This window comes from Streptomyces coacervatus (genome assembly GCF_029223485.1).
Lineage (GTDB): Bacteria > Actinomycetota > Actinomycetes > Streptomycetales > Streptomycetaceae > Streptomyces > Streptomyces coacervatus.
In genome coordinates, this window is record NZ_JARHTP010000010.1 from 134,958 (window position 1) to 153,618 (window position 18,661).

16 protein-coding genes are annotated in these 18,661 nt (G+C 69.7%); 6 read left to right on the forward strand and 10 right to left on the reverse strand.

Annotated elements, in window-relative coordinates; all coding sequences use genetic code 11:
- Positions 1-8: 8 nt before the first annotated feature.
- Genes P2Q00_RS24970 through P2Q00_RS24990 form a run of 5 tightly spaced genes read right to left on the reverse strand, consistent with a single transcriptional unit; the run spans position 9 to position 6,600 of the window.
- Positions 9-944 (reverse strand): dihydrodipicolinate synthase family protein, encoded by a 936-nt coding sequence (locus P2Q00_RS24970; RefSeq protein ID WP_275774937.1) that lies wholly within the window; start codon positions 942-944, stop codon positions 9-11.
- A complete protein-coding gene (locus P2Q00_RS24975; RefSeq protein ID WP_275774938.1) occupies positions 944-1,969 on the reverse strand; it encodes an oligopeptide/dipeptide ABC transporter ATP-binding protein in 1,026 nt (341 codons plus the stop codon). The genes P2Q00_RS24970 and P2Q00_RS24975 overlap by 1 nt, the downstream gene beginning before the upstream one ends.
- Positions 1,966-4,023, reverse strand: coding sequence for a dipeptide/oligopeptide/nickel ABC transporter permease/ATP-binding protein (locus tag P2Q00_RS24980; RefSeq protein ID WP_275774939.1), 2,058 nt, complete (start codon positions 4,021-4,023; stop codon positions 1,966-1,968). Before P2Q00_RS24980 ends, P2Q00_RS24975 begins: the two co-directional genes overlap by 4 nt.
- Positions 4,020-4,982 (reverse strand): ABC transporter permease, encoded by a 963-nt coding sequence (locus tag P2Q00_RS24985; RefSeq protein ID WP_275774940.1) that lies wholly within the window; start codon positions 4,980-4,982, stop codon positions 4,020-4,022. Before P2Q00_RS24985 ends, P2Q00_RS24980 begins: the two co-directional genes overlap by 4 nt.
- 19 nt (positions 4,983-5,001) lie before the next feature.
- On the reverse strand, positions 5,002-6,600 hold the full coding sequence (locus tag P2Q00_RS24990) for an ABC transporter substrate-binding protein (protein WP_275774941.1): 1,599 nt from the start codon (positions 6,598-6,600) through the stop codon (positions 5,002-5,004).
- Positions 6,601-6,799: 199 nt separating this feature from the next.
- On the opposite strand from P2Q00_RS24990, the gene P2Q00_RS24995 reads away from it, so the two are divergent.
- Positions 6,800-7,513 (forward strand): FadR/GntR family transcriptional regulator, encoded by a 714-nt coding sequence (locus tag P2Q00_RS24995; protein WP_275774943.1) that lies wholly within the window; start codon positions 6,800-6,802, stop codon positions 7,511-7,513.
- Between the two features lie 126 nt (positions 7,514-7,639).
- Here P2Q00_RS24995 and bla read toward each other — a convergent pair whose 3' ends face one another.
- Entirely contained in the window at positions 7,640-8,512 is an 873-nt protein-coding gene (gene bla, locus P2Q00_RS25000) for a class A beta-lactamase (protein WP_275775190.1), read from the reverse strand.
- Positions 8,513-8,684: 172 nt separating this feature from the next.
- Here bla and P2Q00_RS25005 point away from each other — a divergent pair, with 172 nt between their 5' ends.
- Entirely contained in the window at positions 8,685-9,797 is a 1,113-nt protein-coding gene (locus tag P2Q00_RS25005) for a glycoside hydrolase family 113 protein (RefSeq protein WP_275774944.1), read from the forward strand.
- A gap of 1 nt (position 9,798) precedes the next feature.
- On the opposite strand, the gene P2Q00_RS25010 is transcribed toward P2Q00_RS25005, so the two are convergent.
- The 3 genes from P2Q00_RS25010 to P2Q00_RS25020 form a co-directional block, all read right to left on the reverse strand.
- On the reverse strand, positions 9,799-11,274 hold the full coding sequence (locus P2Q00_RS25010) for an alpha/beta hydrolase (protein ID WP_275774945.1): 1,476 nt from the start codon (positions 11,272-11,274) through the stop codon (positions 9,799-9,801).
- A gap of 92 nt (positions 11,275-11,366) precedes the next feature.
- On the reverse strand, positions 11,367-12,197 hold the full coding sequence (locus P2Q00_RS25015) for an ABC transporter permease (protein ID WP_275774946.1): 831 nt from the start codon (positions 12,195-12,197) through the stop codon (positions 11,367-11,369).
- Positions 12,194-13,108 carry an ABC transporter ATP-binding protein gene (locus P2Q00_RS25020; protein WP_275774947.1) on the reverse strand — a complete coding sequence of 305 codons (915 nt, stop codon included), beginning with the start codon at positions 13,106-13,108 and terminating at the stop codon, positions 12,194-12,196. Before P2Q00_RS25020 ends, P2Q00_RS25015 begins: the two co-directional genes overlap by 4 nt.
- 133 nt (positions 13,109-13,241) lie before the next feature.
- Between P2Q00_RS25020 and P2Q00_RS25025 the strand changes: the two genes are divergently transcribed.
- Both P2Q00_RS25025 and P2Q00_RS25030 read left to right on the forward strand, forming a co-directional pair.
- Positions 13,242-14,438 carry a sensor histidine kinase gene (locus tag P2Q00_RS25025; protein WP_275774948.1) on the forward strand — a complete coding sequence of 399 codons (1,197 nt, stop codon included), beginning with the start codon at positions 13,242-13,244 and terminating at the stop codon, positions 14,436-14,438.
- Positions 14,435-15,097 carry a response regulator gene (locus P2Q00_RS25030; protein WP_275774949.1) on the forward strand — a complete coding sequence of 221 codons (663 nt, stop codon included), beginning with the start codon at positions 14,435-14,437 and terminating at the stop codon, positions 15,095-15,097. The genes P2Q00_RS25025 and P2Q00_RS25030 overlap by 4 nt, the downstream gene beginning before the upstream one ends.
- Positions 15,098-15,109: 12 nt before the next feature.
- Here P2Q00_RS25030 and P2Q00_RS25035 read toward each other — a convergent pair whose 3' ends face one another.
- Entirely contained in the window at positions 15,110-15,631 is a 522-nt protein-coding gene (locus P2Q00_RS25035) for a GNAT family N-acetyltransferase (protein ID WP_275774950.1), read from the reverse strand.
- Between the two features lie 275 nt (positions 15,632-15,906).
- Here P2Q00_RS25035 and P2Q00_RS25040 point away from each other — a divergent pair, with 275 nt between their 5' ends.
- Entirely contained in the window at positions 15,907-16,701 is a 795-nt protein-coding gene (locus tag P2Q00_RS25040) for an SCO2525 family SAM-dependent methyltransferase (protein ID WP_275774951.1), read from the forward strand.
- Positions 16,702-16,805: 104 nt separating this feature from the next.
- Entirely contained in the window at positions 16,806-18,659 is a 1,854-nt protein-coding gene (locus P2Q00_RS25045; RefSeq protein WP_275774952.1) for an SCO2524 family protein, read from the forward strand.
- Positions 18,660-18,661: the final 2 nt, after the last annotated feature.

The following is an 18,661-nucleotide window of genomic DNA, read 5'->3' on the forward strand; positions in this document are numbered from 1 at the left end:
AGCAACCGCTACAGCAACCCGGCCGCCGCGAGAAACTTCCCCACCCGCTCCACCTCCCCCGCCGACAACGGCACCTGAGGCTCCGCCGTCACCGCACAGTCGATCACCCCCCGCAGTTGCAGCGCCGCCTTGAACGCCCCCAACGCCGACGAACCGCCCCCCATCCGCGCCGGATCCCCGACCCGCACCATGCCGAACAGCGCGCACAACCGTTCCTGTTCGGCCCGAGCCCGCTCCCAGTCCCCGGCCCGGCAGAGCCGATCGAGGCGGACGTACCCGTGCGGGTCGACGTTGGCGAGACCCGGCACCGCCCCGTCCGCCCCCATTCCGAGCGCCGCATCGATGATCAGCTCCGACCCGGTCAGGACGCTGAAGCCGGTGATGTCGGACCGGTTGCGCGCCCCGGCGACGACCTCGCGGAAACCGGCCAGGTCACCGCTGGAGTCCTTCAGCCCGGCGATGACCCCCTCGCCCGCCAACTCCAGCACCACATCCGCCGGCAGCTTCGTGTGCACGGCCATCGGGATGTCGTACGCGATGACCGGCACCGCACTCCCCGCCGCGACCAGCCGGAAGTGGCGGGCGATCTCGGCGGGGTGGGTGCGCGTATAGAAGGGCGCGGTCACCACGACCGCCTGCGCGCCCGCCGACGTCACCGACTCGACGTGGTCCAGGACGCGGGCCGTGGCCATGTCGATCGCGCCCGCCAGGACGGGGAGCTGACCGCCGACATGGCCCACCACCGACTCCACCACCAGCCTCCGCTGCCGGTCCGTCAGGAAGGCCACCTCCGACGTCGAACCCAGCACGAACAGCGCGTCCACCCCGCCGCCGACCAGGTGGTCGACCAGCCTGAGCAGTGAGGGGACGTCCACCTCGCGGTCCGGTGTCAGGGGCGTGCAGACGGGCGGGACGACACCGGTCAGCGGGGCGGGAAAGGTCATCAAGGCTCCCTGGGATGACTCTGGTGGTTCTGTCGTACGAGGTCGCGGGTCGAGGCGTCCTCTTCAACAGGATGGTGGCAGCGGAAGCGGTGCCCCGGGGGCGACGCGGCCGAGAAGTCCGGCATCCGGTCCGCGCACACCCCGTCCGCCTTCCAGCACCGCGTACGGAACGGGCACCCGCTCGGCGGCCGCGTCGCCGACGGCACCGGGCCGGTCAGCGGAATCGGGTCGATGGGGTCGAGCAGGCCGGGCGTCGCCGAGAACAGGGCCCGGGTGTACGGGTGCCGGGCGCGGTCCGTGACGTCCGCCGCCGGGGACTCCTCGACGATCCGGCCCAGGTACATGGTGATCACACGGTCGCTCATCCGCCGTACCGTCTGGATGTCGTGCGAGACGAAGACGAGGGCCAGCCCCAGACGTTCCTTCAGGTCCAGGAGGAGATTGAGGATCTGGGCGCGGACCGACACGTCCAGCGCGCTGGTCGGTTCGTCCGCCACCACCAGGCCCGGGTCCAGGGCCAACGCCCTTGCGATGGCGACCCGTTGGCGCTGGCCGCCCGACAGCTGGCCCGGCAGGGCGTCGGCCAGCGCACGCGGAAGACCCACCAGCGACATCAACTCCCGTACTCGCTCCTCCCGTTGAGGCTTGGTCCCCCGGCCGTGCACGTCCAGCGGATCCCGCAGGATCTGCCGTACCGTCAGCCGGCGGTTCAATGCAGTCGACGGGTCCTGGAAGATCATGCCGGTGCTGCCGCCGACGGCCGCCCTGCGCTCCGCGGGCGGCATTGACCACAGGTCGCGGCCCTGGAAGGACACCGTGCCGGAGGTCGGCCGCACCACGCCCACCAGTACCTTCGCCAGCGTCGACTTGCCGCATCCGGACTCGCCGACCACGCCGACCGTCTCGCCGGGTGCGACGGTGAGATCGGCGCCGGTCAGGGCGTACACCCTGTCCCGCGTGAACAGGCCGCCGCTGCGGGCCTTGTGGACGACATGGGCGCCGGACAGTTCGACGATCGCGTTCACTGGACGGCCTCCGGCTCCGACGTCACGAGCTCGACCGCCGGGTGGTGGCAGGCCGCCGTGTGGGTCGGTGTGCCCAGCAGGTCGGGTGGGGTCGTACGGCAGATGTCGGTCGCGAGGGGGCAGCGGTCGGCGAAGCGGCAGCCAGCCGGGAAGTCCGCGGGGGAGGGGACGACGCCCCTGATCTGCGTCATCCGCTCCGCCGCCGACTCCAGGGACAGCACGCTGCCCAGCAGACCGCGCGTGTAGTGGTGGGCGGGTGCCTCCACCAGGTCGGCGGTCGAACCCGTCTCCACGATCTGCCCGCCGTACATCACCACCACCCGGTCGGTGACGTCCGCGATCAGCGCCAGGTCGTGCGAGACGAGGATCAGCGCGAAGCCCAACTCCTCGCGCAGCCGCAGCAGCAGCTGTATCACCTGCGCCTGCACCGTGACGTCGAGCGCCGTCGTCGGCTCGTCGGCGACGATCAGCTTCGGGTCGCGGGACAGCGCCATGGCGATCAGAACGCGCTGGCGCTGGCCGCCGGAGAGCTCGTGCGGATAACTGCGCAGCGTGCGGTCCGGGTCGAGGCCGACCATCGTCAGCAGCTCGGCGGGGCTACGACGGCCTCCACGCCGTACGACCTGCTTCAGCTGGGCGCGGATCGTCATCGCCGGGTTGAGGGACGACAGCGCGTCCTGGTAGATCATCGCCATTTCGTGGCCGAGGAGGCGACGCCGTACCTTCATCGGCTCGGCAAGCAACTCCCGCTGATTGAACCGCACTTGACCACGGATCCGGGCGCCCTTCGGCTCCAGCCCCATGATCGCCAGCGCCGTCAGCGACTTGCCGCACCCCGACTCACCGACCAGCCCCAGCACTTCACCGCCCCGCACCTCAAAGCTGATCCCGTCGACGATATCCACCCCGCCATGCCGCCCCTCGAACCCAATGGCAAGGTTCTCAACTGCTAGAACCGCCGGTCCGGCAGCGTCTTTTAGGGGCGCGGGGAACTGCGCGACCAGCCCCGATGGCGCGGTAGTCGCCCGACGACCTGTAGTGGCAACTGCTTCGGCGCGCCGACCCCGCAACCGCGCAGCAGCCGCCGCCAGCCCAGGCAACTGCACCACCTCCCCGCCACCGGGCTGCACAGCCTCCAGCCGATCGTCGCCCCCGCGTACATCGACCTCCCGCCCGGCCGGCGAGGCCCACGCATCCGACACCCCCTCGGAGAGAACGTTCAGCGACAGCACAGTCACCAGCATCAGCAGCCCCGGGAAGACAGTGGCCCACCACCCCCCGGTCAGCACCATGTCCTTCCCGTCGGCGATGACACTGCCCCAGGACGGGTCCGGAGGACGCACCCCCGCTCCGATGAAGGACAGCGACGCCTCGAAGACGATGGCCTCGGCGACCTGCACCGTGCAGAACACCAGCACCGGAGCGGCGCAGTTGATCGCCACGTGGCGCAGCACGATGTGCGGGGTCCGGGCGCCGATCACCCGTTCCGCCGTCACATAGTCCTCGCCGTACTGGTCGAGGACGTTCGCCCGTACGACCCTTGCCACCGGCGGCATGAACAGGAACGCGATCGCGCAGATGAGGACCGTGATCCCGCCGCCGAACACGGCCACCAGAACCGCCGCGAGCGCGATGCCGGGGAACGCCATCACCACGTCCAGGCAGCGCATCAGCGTCTCGTCGACCCCCTTGCGGGAGGTGGCCGCGACCGCGCCGATCAGCGCCCCCACCACCAGCGCCAGCCCCGTCGCGCCGAGGCCGATCGCGAGCGACCAGCGGGCGCCGTACATCAGCCGGCTGAGGATGTCCCGGCCGAGGCTGTCCTGGCCCATCCAGTGCCCGGCGGACGGGTGCCCGGTGCCGTCGACGGGTGCCTGCTGGTCGAGCGGGTCGTGCGGCGCGAGCAGGGGCGCGAACAGCGCCACCAGGACCACCACCGCCAGGAAGCAGACGGCGACCTTCGACAGCAGCGGCAGTCGGCGCCAGCCGCGCAGGCGGACGCCGGGCCGGGACAGCGCCTCGGTGAGGCCCTTGCGGGTGAACTGCGTGATCATGCGGTCGCATCCCTCAGTCGCGGGTTGACCAGCAGGTACAGGACGTCGATGACGAGGTTGACGACGACGAAGCCGGTCGCCGTCGTCAGGACGACGCCCTGGACGACGGCCGGGTCGCCGTTCTTCACGGCGTCGATCATCAGCTTGCCCATGCCGGGGAGGGAGAAGATCGTCTCGATGACGACCGCGCCGCCGAGCAGATAACCGACGCGCAAACCAAGGACGGTCAGTGGATTGATCAACGCGTTCCTGAGCACGTTCCGGCCCACCACCACCCGGGGCGGCAGACCGCTGCCGATCGCCGTACGGACGTAGTCCTTGTCCAGCTCCTCCACCACGGATGTCCGCACGATGCGGGTGAGCTGGGCCGCCACCGGGAGGGACAGCGCCAGCGCCGGGAGGGTCATCGTCTTCAGCCAGCCGGTGAAGGAGTCGGCCGGGTTGATGTAGCCGCCGGTCGGGAACCAGCCCAGGTCGACCGCCAGGTACTGGATCATCAGCAGCGCCAGCCAGAAGCCGGGGGCGGCCACACCGGTCAGGGAGACCACCCGGATGATCTGGTCCGGCAGCCGGTCCCGGTAGATGGCCGCCGTCACCCCGCCGGCCAGCGACAGCACCACCGCGATGCCCAGACCCAGGAAGGTGAGCTGGAGGGTCAGCGGCAGCGCGGTGGTGACCTGGTCGACGACGGGGGCGCGGGTCAGGGCGCTGGTGCCCATGTCACCGTGGAGCAGGTCGCCGATGAAGTGGAAGTAGCGCACGGGCAGCGGGTCGAGCAGGCCGTTCTGCTCCCGGAAGTCGTGCAGTTGCTGCGGGGTGGGGTTCGCGCCCTGGAAGAACGCGGACGCCGGGTCGACGTCCGAGAAGCGCATCACCAGGAACACGAACAGCACGATGCCCAGCATCAGCGGCACGAGCAGGGCGATACGGCGGAGCAGGATCCGGACGACGGCGATCACTGGGCGAACTCCCTTGCCGTTAGACCCACTTGGCCTGCAGCAGGTTGATCCCGGGATACGGCTGTGCCCTTATCCCCGTCAGCTTCTTCGGGTCCCAGGCGGTCATCAGCTCGTTGTGGACGACCGGGTAGAGGACCGCCTGTTCGGCGACGACGTCGATGTAGTCCTGGATGATCGCCTTCTTCTTGGCCGCGTCGGGCTCCTGGGTGGCCCGGTCCATGTCCTTGAAGAGCTGTTTGGCGATCGCGTTGTCCGCCCAACGCGCGTATCCCATCCACAGGTTGGTGGGCCCGTAGTTGTAGTGCATGATCAGGTCGGCGTCGAGGCCGAACTGGTTGGGGTTCGAGGCCGCGGCGACGACCTGGTAGTCCTGCTTCTGGTCCATCTTGGTGAAGACGGCGGTGGTCTCCTGCGGGGAGAGGGTCGTGCGGACCCCGATCGCGTCCCAGGAGGACTTGATGGTCGGCAGGCAGTCGACGATCCAACTCACGTTCACCGCAAGGATGTTGATGCTCAGGTCCTTGACCCCGGCCGCCTTCAGCAGTGCCTTCGCCTTCTCGGGGTCGTAGTCGTAGACGGTCTTCGCCCGCCGGTAGCTGGGGTTGCCCTCGTTGAGGAACGAGGACGACGGCTTCCCGTGCCCCTTCAGCGCCACCTCCACCATCTTCCCGGTGTCGATGGCGTAGTGCAGCGCCTGCCGCACGCGTACGTCGTCGAAGGGCTTGTGCTTGGTGTTGAACATCAGGAACAGGTTGTTCATCCCGGCCCCGCCCGCGACCGTCAGACCGCTGCTGCGGAGCTGCTGGATGTTGGCGTACGGGATGTTGTCGGAGATCTGCGCGCCCGCGCTGGAGCCGGAGATCCTGGCGACGCGCGGGGCGGCGTCCACGATCGTCAGCCAGTTCATCTTCTTGAAGGCCGCCGGGCGGGGGCCGTTGTAGTCGGCGAAGGCCTCGAAGGTGGTGTTCGACTTCGGGTGGTGCGCGGTCTGCTTGTACGGCCCCGAGCCGATCGCGAGACCCGTGATGGCCTTGTCCCAGGCGCCCGGCTTCGAGAAGACGTGCTTCGGCATGATCTTCGCGAGAGTGAGCCGCGCGAGCCCGTCCGGGAAGGGGAATTTGAGCACCAGCTCGACGTTCTGCGCGTCGATCTTCCGGACCTCCTTCAGCCAGCTGGCGAAGAAGCCCTTGGCGAGGGTCTGCGTCTTCGGATCGAGGATGCGGTCGAAGACGAAGACGACATCGTCGGCGGTGACCGGCTTTCCGTCGTGGAACTTGGCGCCCGCCCGCAGCGTGAACTTCCAGGACGTTGCGTTGAGGTCCTTCGGCACCTGCGTCGCGAGCGCGGGGTACGGCTTGCGGGAGATCGGGTCGGTGTCCAGCAGACCCTCGTAGATGTGGTTGTTGGCCGCCATGCAGAAGGCCGACGCGGTCTGTGTGGGATCCCAGGTGCCGTCGTTGCCGTAGCCGATGACCGCCGTCAGCGCGCGGTCCTTGCCGCCCCCGCTGCCGGTGTCGTTGGTGGACTGGGGCCCGGACGAACAGGCCGACAGCGACGCGGAGACGGCGCCGGCCGCACCCAGCGCGCCGGTGTACTTCAGGAAGGTCCGGCGATGCACGGTTCCTCCAACGAGTGAGGAGATACGACGTCCTACGTCCTGTCGTCAGGCGCGACCATAGGAGGGGCGCAGGGGGCGGTCAAGGGATCGCACACGAATGGCGTAGCTGCCAGAGGTCGAGCCAATGGCGGTATGAAATGGCGGGAGTTGACGCACGTCGGGGCGGGACATAGGACGTGGGACGTCCGGTGGGCGTACGATGCGGCGCATGTCCGCGGAGCCGAGGAACAGGGAGCCCGGGAACAGCCGGATACGGCGCGAGGTCGTGCAGCTCATCCTCGACCGCAGACTCGGGCCGGGCTCCCCGCTGCCCACCGAGGCCGAGCTGATGGAGGACCTCGGTGTCAGCCGCAACTCCGTGCGCGAGGCCCTCAAGGCGCTCCAGGCGCTGGACATCGTGGAGATCAGACACGGCTACGGCACATATGTCGGCCAGGCGTCACTGACGCCCCTCGTCGACGGCCTCACCTTCCGCACCCTCGCCCGCCACGACGACGACACCGGCGCCCTCGCCGAGATCCTCCAGGTGCGGGAGGTGCTGGAGGAGGGGCTGGTCAGGCGGATCGCGGAGACGGTCACCGAAGCGGAGCTGGACGCCCTGGAAGCGGTCGTGGCCCGGATGGAGGCGGCGGTCGGGGCCGAGCGTCCGTTCCCCGAACTCGACCGCGAGTTCCACGAGTTGCTCTACGCCTCCCTGGGCAACGCGCTCGTGCCCCAGCTGCTGGGCGCCTTCTGGACCGTCTTCCGCAGGGTCGCGGGCGCCCGCGGCTGGACGGACGACCCGGCCCCGGAACTGACGGTCCACCGCCACCGCGACATCGTCACGGCCCTGCGAGCGAGGGACGCCGAGGCCGCCCAGCAAGCGATGGCCCACCATTTCCGGGGCATCGAGGCACGTACGTTGACCCGGTGAAGCCCGCTACGGTTCGGCAGCGCCCTGAAGGGGCGCGGGGCTGTGTTCAATTCTGCGGCTCCGCCGCGTGGGCGCGACCAGCCACGACGACGCCGCAGACGAAAAACGGCCCAGCCCGCGGAGCGCCTAGCCGAGAACCTCCGCCAGCAGCGCCGCCGTATCGACGATGAGCGCGTGGTCCCACGCAGCGTCCCGCTCAGGCTTCGTCACCTGCACCGCCAGCACGATCGGCGTGCCGTCCGGGGTCCAGGCGATCCCCACGTTGTTGTTCGCGCCGTAGGAGCCCGCGCCGGTCTTGTCGGCGACCGTCCAGGTCGGGGGCAGGCCGGCGCGCAGGCGGTTGCCGCTGGTGGTGTTGGACAGCAGCCAGTGGGTGAGGAGTCCGCGGTCCGGGCGGTCGAGGACGTCGCCGAGGACCAGACGGGCGTACGAGCGTCCGATGGCGCGCGGGGTCGTCGTGTCCGTGACGCGCCAGGGCTCGGCCGAGTTGAGATCGGTCTCCCAGCGGTCGAGGCGGGTCACCGGGTCGCCGATCGAGCGGGCGAAACGGGTGATCGCGGTGGGGCCGCCCAGCTCGCGGAGCAGCAGGTTGCCGGCGGTGTTGTCGCTGTAGCGGATGGCCACGTCGGCGAGCTCGGCGACGGTCATGCCGTCCGTCAGGTGCTCCCTGGTCTTGTCGGAGCCGTCGACGAGGTCGGCCTCCGTGTAGTGGATGCGACGGGCGAGGACCTCGCCGTGCCGGTCCAGGTCGCGCAGGACGGCCGCGGTGGCGAGGGTCTTGAAGAGCGAGCAGATGGGGAAGAGTTCGTCGGCGCGGTGCTCGACGGTCTGCTTCGTACGGACGTTGTGTGCGAACACGCCCAGGCGGGCGCCGTGTTGCTGTTCCAGCTCGCGCAGGCGGTCGGCGACCGTCCCCCCGGCGGCGTGGGCGGGTGCGCCGGTGAGGAGCGCGGCGGCGGTGGCGGTGCCTGCGGTGAGCAGGGTGCGTCGGCCTAAGATCTCGGTCTCCTTCGTTCGGTCTCTTTCGGTACGGGGTGAGGATCTCCGGTCGTCCTCTGGTCGTCCCCCGGTCGTCTCTCCAATGATCGACGCCGTACGTCATCCCTTGGTTGCCGGGCCGTAGACCTTCGGCGGACGGCGGCGCGGGCCCGTCGTCGCCACAGTGAGGGGCATGGACAAGACGAAGGGGATCAGCAGGGCACAGTTCCTCGCGGGGGCGGCGGCCGTCGGGGTCGCCGTGGATGCCCGCCCGGCGGCGGCCACCGGACGCCACGGTCTGCGCCACCGCGGCGTCGTCTACACCGTCGGTGAGGGCGAGACCCCGGGGACCGCATGGAGCGCCGCCCGGATGCGCCGGGACATCCTCGCCATCCGCGACGAACTGCACGCCGACACCGTCGACGTCACCGGCGACGGCGTCGAACGCCTCACCGCCACCGCCGCCGAGGCCGCCGAGCGCGGACTGCACGTATGGCTCCAGCCGACCCTCGCGGACGCCTCGCAGCGGGACACGCTGGAGCACCTGGCGCAGTGCGGCCGCTTTGCGGAGCGGCTGCGGCGGCAGGGCGCGAGCGTCGACTTCAGCGTGGGCTGCGAGTTCTGGCTGTTCGTGCCCGGGATCGTGCCGGGGGAGACGGTCCTGGAGCGGGTGCAGAACATGCTGGACGGCAATTTCGACCCGGTGAGGATGCAGCGCCGCCTCGACCGCTTCACGGCGAAGGCGGCGGCGGTCGGCCGGTGCGTCTTCCACGGCAACCTCAGTTACGCCGCCGCCCAGGACGACAGGGTCGACTGGCGGCTCTTCGACATCGTCGGCGTCGACTACTACTCGTACTACCGCCAACACTCGGACTACATACGGGAGTTGAGGAAGTACCTGCGCTGGGGCAAGCCCCTCGCCATCACCGAGTTCGGAACGTGCACATACGTCGGCGCCCCCGAGGCGGGCGGCATGGGCTGGGACGTAGTCGACCACGACAAGGACCCGCAGGAGATCAAGGGCCACCTCGTGCGCAGCGAACACACCCAAGCCGCCTACCTGGTCGACCTGTTGGACGTCTTCGAGTCCATGGGCCTCTATGCGGCGATGGCCTTCGAGTTCGTCACCCCGGACGCCCCGCACCGCACCGACAACCCCCGCTACGACCTGGACATGGCGAGTTACAGCATCACGAAGACCATCAAGGACCGCCCCGACGACCCCCGTTCAGGCTGGCACTGGGAGCCGAAGGAGGCGTTCCACGCGCTGGCGCGCCGGTACGGCGGCTGCGCTCACCCGCGGTAGATCACTTGCAGTAGACGTCCCGCCCGGGCCGCTCACCCGTCGCCAGGAACCGGGAGACCGTCTCGTCGCCGCACGCGTTGCCGTTCTCCAGATAGGCCTCGTGCCCGGTGGAGTTCACGGTCACCATGACGGCACGGCGGCCGAGGGCCGCGCGGAGCTTCAGGGCGCCGCTCAGGGGCGTGGCCACGTCCCGCTCGTTCTGGATGAGCAGGACATTGGACGGGCCCCGGTCGGTGATCCGCACCGGAGTCTCCTTCGGCTGCCACGGCCAGGCGGCGCACACCATCGCGCTCCTCGGCAGGCCCGCGGTCAGCGGGTACTTGGCGCGGCTGGCGTCGACGCCCTTCTGGTACGTGGCGGCATCGCGCGGCCATGCGGCGTCGTTGCAGACGGTGGCGGCGCTGACCGCGACGACATTCTGCATGGCCGCGTCCGGCGGGGTGGCCGGCGCGGGCGGGACGGTGCCCTTCCTGGCAGCGGCGATCAGCCTGGCCAGGTCGGGGAAGTCTTCGGGGTCGTAGAAGCTGTCCAGCATGGTCTGGCGCAGTACGTTCCCGTTCAGCTCCTCCGGGTTGGCCCCGGGCCAGGGGATCGGCTCACGGTCCAGACGGGCGGCGAGGCGCAGGAAGAGCGGGCGGACCTCGGCGGGCGTGTCGGCCAGGCGGTACGGATTGCCGGGTGCGGAAGCCCACTTGGCGAAGTCGGGGAAGGTGTCCTCGACGCCCGCCTCGTACGCGGCGAGCCAGGCCCGCTCCGCCTTGACGGGGTCGGGGTTGTCGTTGCTGTCCAGCACGATGCGGTCGGTGTGCTGCGGGAACATCTCGTTGTAGGCGGCGCCGACATACGTGCCGTACGAGACGCCCCACGCAGACAGCTTGCGCTCGCCGAGCGCGGCGCGGATGCGGTCGATGTCCCGGGCGTTGTTCTTGGTGGTGAGGTGTCGCATCAGCTCGCCGCCGTTGCGGGCGCAGTCGCCGGACAGCCGCCGGGCGTTGCTCATGTTCTCGGTGACGGACCCGTCGGGGGCGGGCCAGGGGCGCAGCTTCGACGGGGCCAGATCAGCGTGGTCGAGCCCGCAACCGACCGCGGTGGAGGGCGCGTTGCCGCGCGGAGCCAAGCCGATCAGGTCGTAGGTGTCCCGTACGTCCTGCGGCAGCTTCCGGCCCTTGCCCGAAGGGTCGTCGAGGCTGGATCCGCCCGGCCCGCCCGGGATCAGCAGCAGGGCGCCCCGGCGGGCGGACGGCTTCTCGGCGGGGATGCGGGAGACGGCCAGGTCGATCTTCGGCCCGCCGGGGCGGGCGTAGTCCATGGGCACTTCGAGGGTGGCGCACTGCTGGCGGGGGTCGAGGCCGCTGCCCGCGCACTTCGTCCACTTCAGCGGCGCCTCGGCGGCGGACGCGGTCAGCGGCGTGACGGCACCGAAGACGATGCCGGAGGCGGCGGCGATCAGGGCTGCACTCTTCGTGATCTCCTTCATGGCTACGAGCCTCCCGGAACCGGCCCGCGCCTCACATCCGGTCAACTGCCTTGTTGCGACGGGGGTTTACCCCAGCCCGGCCCGCGGGTTTCTCATACGTCCCGCCGGTCCACGGCCACCACCGCCACGACGGCCGCCACCCCAGCCCACACCGCGAACACGACCCACCCGCCCGCGACGGTCGTCGGATATTTCTCGACCAGGGTGAAGGGCTCGTGCCCGTAGCCCACGTCCACGAGCCGCACCCAGGCGTTGAACGGAAGGGCGTTCCTGACGCACGCCGTCCAGTGGTAGCGCTCGGTGACGAACGACGGCAGGAGCAGCAGAACGCCCGTCGTCAGGACCATCGTCGTCGCGCTGTGCCGGATCAGCGCCCCCATGCCCATGCCGACCAGCGCACACACCGGGGCGAGCAGCGCCGACGCCGCGACCACGCGCCAGGCGCCGGGGTGGCTGATCGGTACGCCCAGGCCCCGGCCGTCGAGAATGGCCTGCGACACGGCGTAGGACGCACCGGCGACGATTGCGCCGAACGCCGTCATCACCGCCGTCAGTACGACCACCTTCGCCGCCATCAGGGCACGCCGGTCCGGCACGGCGGTGAACGTCGTACGGACCAGGCCCGTCGCGTACTCGCCGACGATCGTGATCGCGCCGATGCCCGCGCACGTCAGCACGAGGATCATGGCGGCGCCTTCGGTGAAGGCGTCCCGCAGCGCCCAGTACAGGAAGCTTTCGCGGATCGGCCCGCCGTAGTGCGGGAAGTTGACGTAGTCGGCGCGGGCCGCGTTGGCGTTGAAGCCGACGACGGCCAGGGCGCCGCAGCCGAAGGCCCAGTAAGTGGAGCGCAGGGAACGGAGTTTGATCCACTCGGCGGCGAGCAGATCGGTGAAGCGGGCGGCCGGGACGGCGAGGGTGGTCATCGGGGCTCTCCTGCGACGTACTCGACACTGTCGGCGGTCAGTTCCATGAACGCGGTCTCCAGCGAGGCCGTCCGCGTGGCCAACTCCCAGAGCGGAACCCGGTGTTGGTGCGCCAGCTCACCGACCCGGACGGCATCCAGCCCGTCGACCTTCAGGGCCACCTCGTCGTACGGCGTCACCACCGCACCCTCCGCTGCCAGTACGACGGCCAGCGCGCCCGCGTCCGGCGACCGCACCGTCACGGTCGGCGCCGTCCCGCGCGCGGCGAACTGGACAAGACTCTCGGCGGCGATGAGCTCCCCGCGCCCGATGACGATCAGCTCGTCGGCGGTGTTCTCCATCTCGGACATCAGATGGCTGGAGACGAAGACGGTACGGCCTTCGTAGGCGAGCCTCCGGAACAGTCCCCGCACCCACAACACCCCTTCCGGATCCAGCCCGTTGAGCGGCTCGTCGAACATCAGCACCGGCGGATCGCCGAGCAGCGCGACCGCGATGCCGAGCCGCTGCTTCATGCCGAGGGAGAAGGTGCGGACCCGCCGCCGGGCCGCGCTGCCGGTGAGCCCGACCTCGGCGAGCACCTCGTCCACCCGCCCCTTCGGGATGCGGTTGCTGCGGGCCAGCGCCTGCAGATGCGCCCGCGCACTGAGCCCGCCGTGCACGTCATGGGCGTCGAGGAGGGCGCCGACGTGCCGCAGGCCGCGCGGGTGGCGGCGGAAGGAGCGACCGCTGACCATGGCGGTGCCGCCGCTCGGTTCGACGAGCCCGAGCAGCATCCGCAGGGTCGTGGTCTTGCCCGCGCCGTTCGGGCCGAGGAAGCCCGTGACATGGCCGGGGCGGACGGTGAAGGACAGGTCGCGTACGGCGGTCGTGGACCCGTACCGCTTGGTGAGCTGCTCGACTTCGATCATGCGGACCACGGTCGCGCGGGCGGCGGGTGCCGGGCATCGGGCTGCGGCTGACACTCGTACGCGACGGCTGTCGACCTGGGTTGTACGTCCACGGGCCGATGACCGGGCCCGGCGCCCGGCCTACGATCGCGGCATGCCCGCCACTTCGCCTCCGCCGCCCCTGGTCAAACGCGTGTCGCCGGCCGGGTGGACGGCGATCGTGTGGTGCGCGAGCGTGCTGTTCACCCTGCTGACGACCTTCCGGCTGCCGGGCGAGATGATGCCGGCGCAGTGGCCGGCGGCCCAGTTGTACCGCTGGGACGGCCTCGTGTTCCTCCTTCTGTCGACCGCGATGGCGATCCAGGGCGGCAGGCTGCTGCACCGCAGACCGCTGCTCGCGACCGCGCTGACGATTCTCGCCGCGGTCTTCGAGACGATCACCCTCGGCGTCGCGGGGCTGCCGATGGCGCAGTACCTCGCGACCATGGTGGCCCTGTACTTCGTCGCGGCCACCCACCCGCGGCGCACGGCGCTCATCGCGCTGGCCATGGCGGTCGGCACCCTGATCGCGTACATAGCCATACGCATGCTGCACAACTGGATCGTCAGCACCTCCGCCGAACTGGCCGTCGCCCTGGTGACGGTGATCGTCTGGCTGCTCGGCAGCTCCGCGCACCAGTCCCGCGTACACGCCGAGCGCCTCAGCGCCGAGCACGCGGACCGGGCGGTCACCGCCGAACGCCTGCGCATAGCCCGCGAGATGCACGACACGGTCGCCCACAGCATCGGCATCATCGCCCTCCAGGCCGGCGCGGCCTCCCGGGTGGCGACCGCGCATCCCGAGGCGGCGATGACGGCGATGCGGGCGGTGGAGAACGAAGGCCGCCAGACCCTGGCCGGCCTGCGCCGCATGCTGGTCGCCCTGCGCGCGGCGGACGCTGGCCAGGACCCGGAGCTCGCCCCCGCGGGGCTGGCGGACGTCGACCGGATGGCGGCCACGACGACCGCTGCGGGCGTCCGGGTGGAGGTACGGCGGCTCGGCGAGGCGCGCCGACTCCCGCCCGACATCGACCTGTCGGCGTTCCGGATCATCCAGGAATCCGTCACCAACGTCGTACGGCACGCGGGTACGCGCGCGTGCCGGGTCACCCTGGACTACCGCGACGACGAGCTCGCTCTGGAGATCACGGACGACGGTCTGGGGCGCGGCAGTTCGAGCGACACCGGGTTCGGCCTGGCCGGGATGCGCGAGCGAGTGGCCCTCCTGCACGGTGAGTTCACGGCGGCCCCGCGCCCCGAGGGCGGCTTCCGCGTGACGGCCCGCCTGCCGCTCCCGGTGGCCGTCCGATGACCGAGGCCCCGACGGTCCGGGTCCTCCTCGTCGACGACCAGGAACTCATCCGCACCGCACTGAGCATGGTCATGGCCGACATCGAGGACGTGGAGGTCGTCGGCGAGGCGGCGACGGGGAAGGACGCGGTACGGCTGGCCGGTGCACTCGCCCCCGACGTGGTGGTGATGGACATCCGCATGCCGGGGATGGACGGCATCGAGGCGACGCGACGGATCACGGAGACGCAGACCGACGTGCGGGTGGTCGTGCTGACCACCTTCGACGACGACGCATACGTGTACGGGGCGCTGCGCGCGGGCGCGTCCGGTTTCCTGGTCAAGGACATGGCGCTGGACGACATCATCTCGGCGGTGCGGGTGGTGGCGGCGGGCGACGCGCTGATCGCCCCGAGCGTGACCCGCCGCCTGATCCACGACTTCGCCGCGCGGCCCCAACAGAAGGTCAGGGCCCGCGAGTTGAAGGCCATCACCGACCGCGAACGCGAGGTCCTCACCCTGGTGGGCAGCGGACTGTCCAACTCCGAGATCGCGGCCGAGCTGTGTATCAGCGTGGCGACGGCGAAGACATATCTGACCCGGCTGCTGACCAAGCTGGACGCGAGGGACCGGGTCCAGCTGGTGATCATGGCGTACGAGGCGGGGCTGGTGTCGCCCTGACCCCTGACCGACTCACAGCCCCAGCGTCATGATGAAACGATCCTCCCCGGGTCCGAAGTAGTCCTTGCGCACCCCTCCCTCGAACGAGAAGCCCAGTGACCGGTACAGCGTGATCGCGGCCGCGTTCGTCGGTTCCACCGTCAGGCGGACCTGGTGGACGTCCTCGGTGCGCAGCCGGCGCAGCACCTCCAGCATCAGCCGGCGGCCCAGCCCGCGTCCGTGCAGTTCGGGGGTGACGGCGAGGCTCTTGATCCAGTTCACGTAGCCGTCCGAGGTGGTGACGAACAGGACGTAGCCGTGCAGGCTCTCGCCGTCGTCGAGGACCAGGATGCGGTCGCCGTGGATGTCGAAGCTCTGGCGCAGCTCGAAGTAGTGGAACGGCTCCTCGGGGAAGGCCTCCCGGTCGACGCGCAGCAGTTCGGGCAGATCGGCCTCGACGACGCCCCTCATGGTCAGTCGGCTCGTCAGTCGGCGGTCGATGCGGTCGATGCGGTCGGCCGTGGAAGGAAAACGTTTCTCTGGAAGAGCCGTCATACCGCCCCCTGCGGGTTGGGAGTCAAGGGCACGTTGACACCCGTACGGGTGGTACGGGTGAGACGCCTGGTGTCTGCCTTTCTGGTGTGTTCGGCAGAGTTCCGACCATCTTGAGCGGGACAATCCGGCCGTTCAAGGCCGGATCAGGTCGCACGAATGCATTCGCGACGGTGCGCCCCCAGTGCGCCCCGTCCCCTCGCGGGGACATGACGTAATTCTCGGGACATTGACCTCAGGGGGATCCGGAGGGCCCCCGGTGTTGGTACCGTAGGTAAATGACCTTGAGATCGTCGGGGGACGCCCAGGTGAGGAATGCGGACGCACCCTGGAGCTCATTCGACCCGATCGCCTACGTTGATCACAACTACCGCGTCTTACAGGCAGAGGACGCGGAGATCCTGCATATCATCGGGGATCATTTCGGCGGTCATTTCCGGAAGCAGGGCGTCGGGCCGGTTTACGGCATCGACGTGGGCGCCGGGGCGAATCTCTATCCCGCACTCTCCATGATGCCGTGGTGCGACGAGATCACCCTCTTCGAGCACTCGTCCGCGAACGTGGAGTACCTCGAGGGTCAGGTCGGCTCCTACGGCGGCAATTGGGATCAGTTCTGGAACGCCCTGTGTGAGCACGAGGCGTACGGCTCCCTTGAGTTGGACCCCCGCGAGCGGTTCCGCGAGGTCGTCAAGGTCGAGCAGGGCAACATCTTCGGGCTGGAGCGCTTCGGCGGGCGCTGGTCCGTGGGGACCATGTTCTTCGTCGCCGAGTCGATGACCACCTCTCACCAGGAGTTTCGGCTGGGCGTCAAGCGCTTCATGCGCGCCCTGGCCCCCGGTGCCCCCTTCGCCGCCGCCTTCATGGAACATTCGAAGGGCTATCACGCCGGGGAACAGTTCTTCCCGGCCTGTGACGTGGAAGAATTCGAGGTCCGTACGAGTCTCGAACCATTCGCGGGCAACTTCGAGGTGCAGCGGCTCAAGTCCGCGGCAGGTGTGCGCGACGGGTATTCGGGAATGATCCTGGCCTACGGCTGGCGGCGGAATACGGACGCGGGCATTCCGGCCGTCTGACCAGTCGTTGTCCGATCAGTGGTTCTCCATCGCGAAAAATCTTCACAACAGAAGAGGGGCATTCCTCAAATGACGGCAGTGCGGCCTGTGTAGAGGGGCATGGGATGCAGATCAAGCCACGCCAGCATTTGCTGGACATCTGGCAGGCCATCGCCCGCCACTCCTTCGCTCGGGAGCAGTGGGACTGGGGCGAGTGGGGCGGGCAGAGCAGCGTCGCCGACGCCGAGCGGCTGCTCTGCCTGCTGTACCCGGCCACGGAGATCCCCGCGTTCCGGCTGGACGACCCGGACACCACGCAGGAGGACGTCCAGCAGGCCCTGAGGAAGGCCGGCGGGCGGCTCGACCTCCCGGCCAACCTCGTCAAGGCCGCTTCCGACTTCATGCGCACCCACACCGGCGAGGACAAGAGGCCCACCTTCGCGGGGGGTTACTACTTCGGATCCGGCGACAAGGTCCAGGGGGAGCCCACCGAGGAACAGCGCCAACTCGGCGTGGTCGACTCCTTCTCCATGTCGATCACCCTCTGCCTGGCCACGCTCGGCTTCCTCAAGATCTACGAGACCAGGACCAGACGAAGCGACATCCAGGAGACGATCGCCGAACTGCGTGCGGCCACCAGCAACCGGCTCACCGCCGCCATGGTGAGCCTGCTGCGCTCCTTCACCGTCAACGCCTTCGACACCGATTCCAACCAGGGCCGCAACCTCTGCGAACTCCTGGGCCAGGGGCGGCTGACGCAGCGTCAGGTGCTGACCATGTTCCAGAGCCGCTTCCGCGCGCTGCGCGCCGCGATCGTCGAGAGCGTGTCCCTCGGCTTCGACGTCCAGGAAGGCCTCAAGGACGAGAACCAGCTCTTCGAATGCGGCTGGGCGTGGACCATGGTGAAGAAGGCCCCCGAGGTCGAGACCGACGAACCCATCGGGCCGCAGCCCGAGGGCGTCGCCGACCCGGTGCCGTATCTCTACTTCACCGTGGTTGCCCTCGACGGTATCCAGGACCTGTTCTCCGACCGCACCCTCACCCTGGGCCTGCTCAACGTCGAACAGCAGAAGCTCGCCGAGGCGCTCCGGCTGCGCTGGGAGCTCACCCAGCAGTACTGGTCCGGCATCGCCCGCTTCGACCCCGACCGCTGGCCCTTGGAGGACATTCCCTGGCGTACGACGGGACAGGAGCTGGAGTCCGAGTACTTCTCCCTCTCCGTCGCCGCCATCCTCGTCCACGACCTGATGCGCCGCCGGGCCACCGACGACGACCTGTCCCGCACCGTCGCCGTCATGGAACGCCTCGCCGAACGCGGCAAGATCACCGCCCGGATGACACGCGACGACCGCACGGTGTTCGAACTGCACAACGCGGGCGTCAAACTGCCCTTGCAGGGCAGTGAGCGGCTGGGCCCGCCGCTGACATGGTCCCTGCACGACTTCTCGGCCCAGTTGCTGAAGCGGACCATCCAACTGCGCGCCCTCTCGCGCAACCTCGACTCGCACGACCGGCTGCTCAGCCTCGCCGAGGACGTCTTCGACCACATGTGGCGCCGCCGCATCCGGGAGGGCGAGGGCACCGGCCTGTGGGACTACGTCCACGCCGCCTATCCCGGGGCGGAGATCGTCACCCGCAAGGTGCCGGTGTCGTGGAACATCACCGAGCGGGTCACCGAGGTGATGGTCGCGGTCCACCAGATGTACCGGCAGTCACCGGTCCGCAGCCTCGAACTCACCGAGCTGGCAGGGGCGTTGCTCAGCGAGTCCGCCCATCTCCTGGGCAACGAACAGATGGAACCCGCGCCCTCCGACGACGGCCGGCACGGGATGCAGCTCAGGAACATCGAGGTCAAGCTGCGCCGCGCCCGCAGCCTTCTGGGCCAACAGCCGGGCACGGCCTACGCATTGGCGCTCGAAGTACTGGGACAGCTCGACGCACTCACCCGGGCCCGCGAGGCCGCGGCCCAGGGACGGTGACA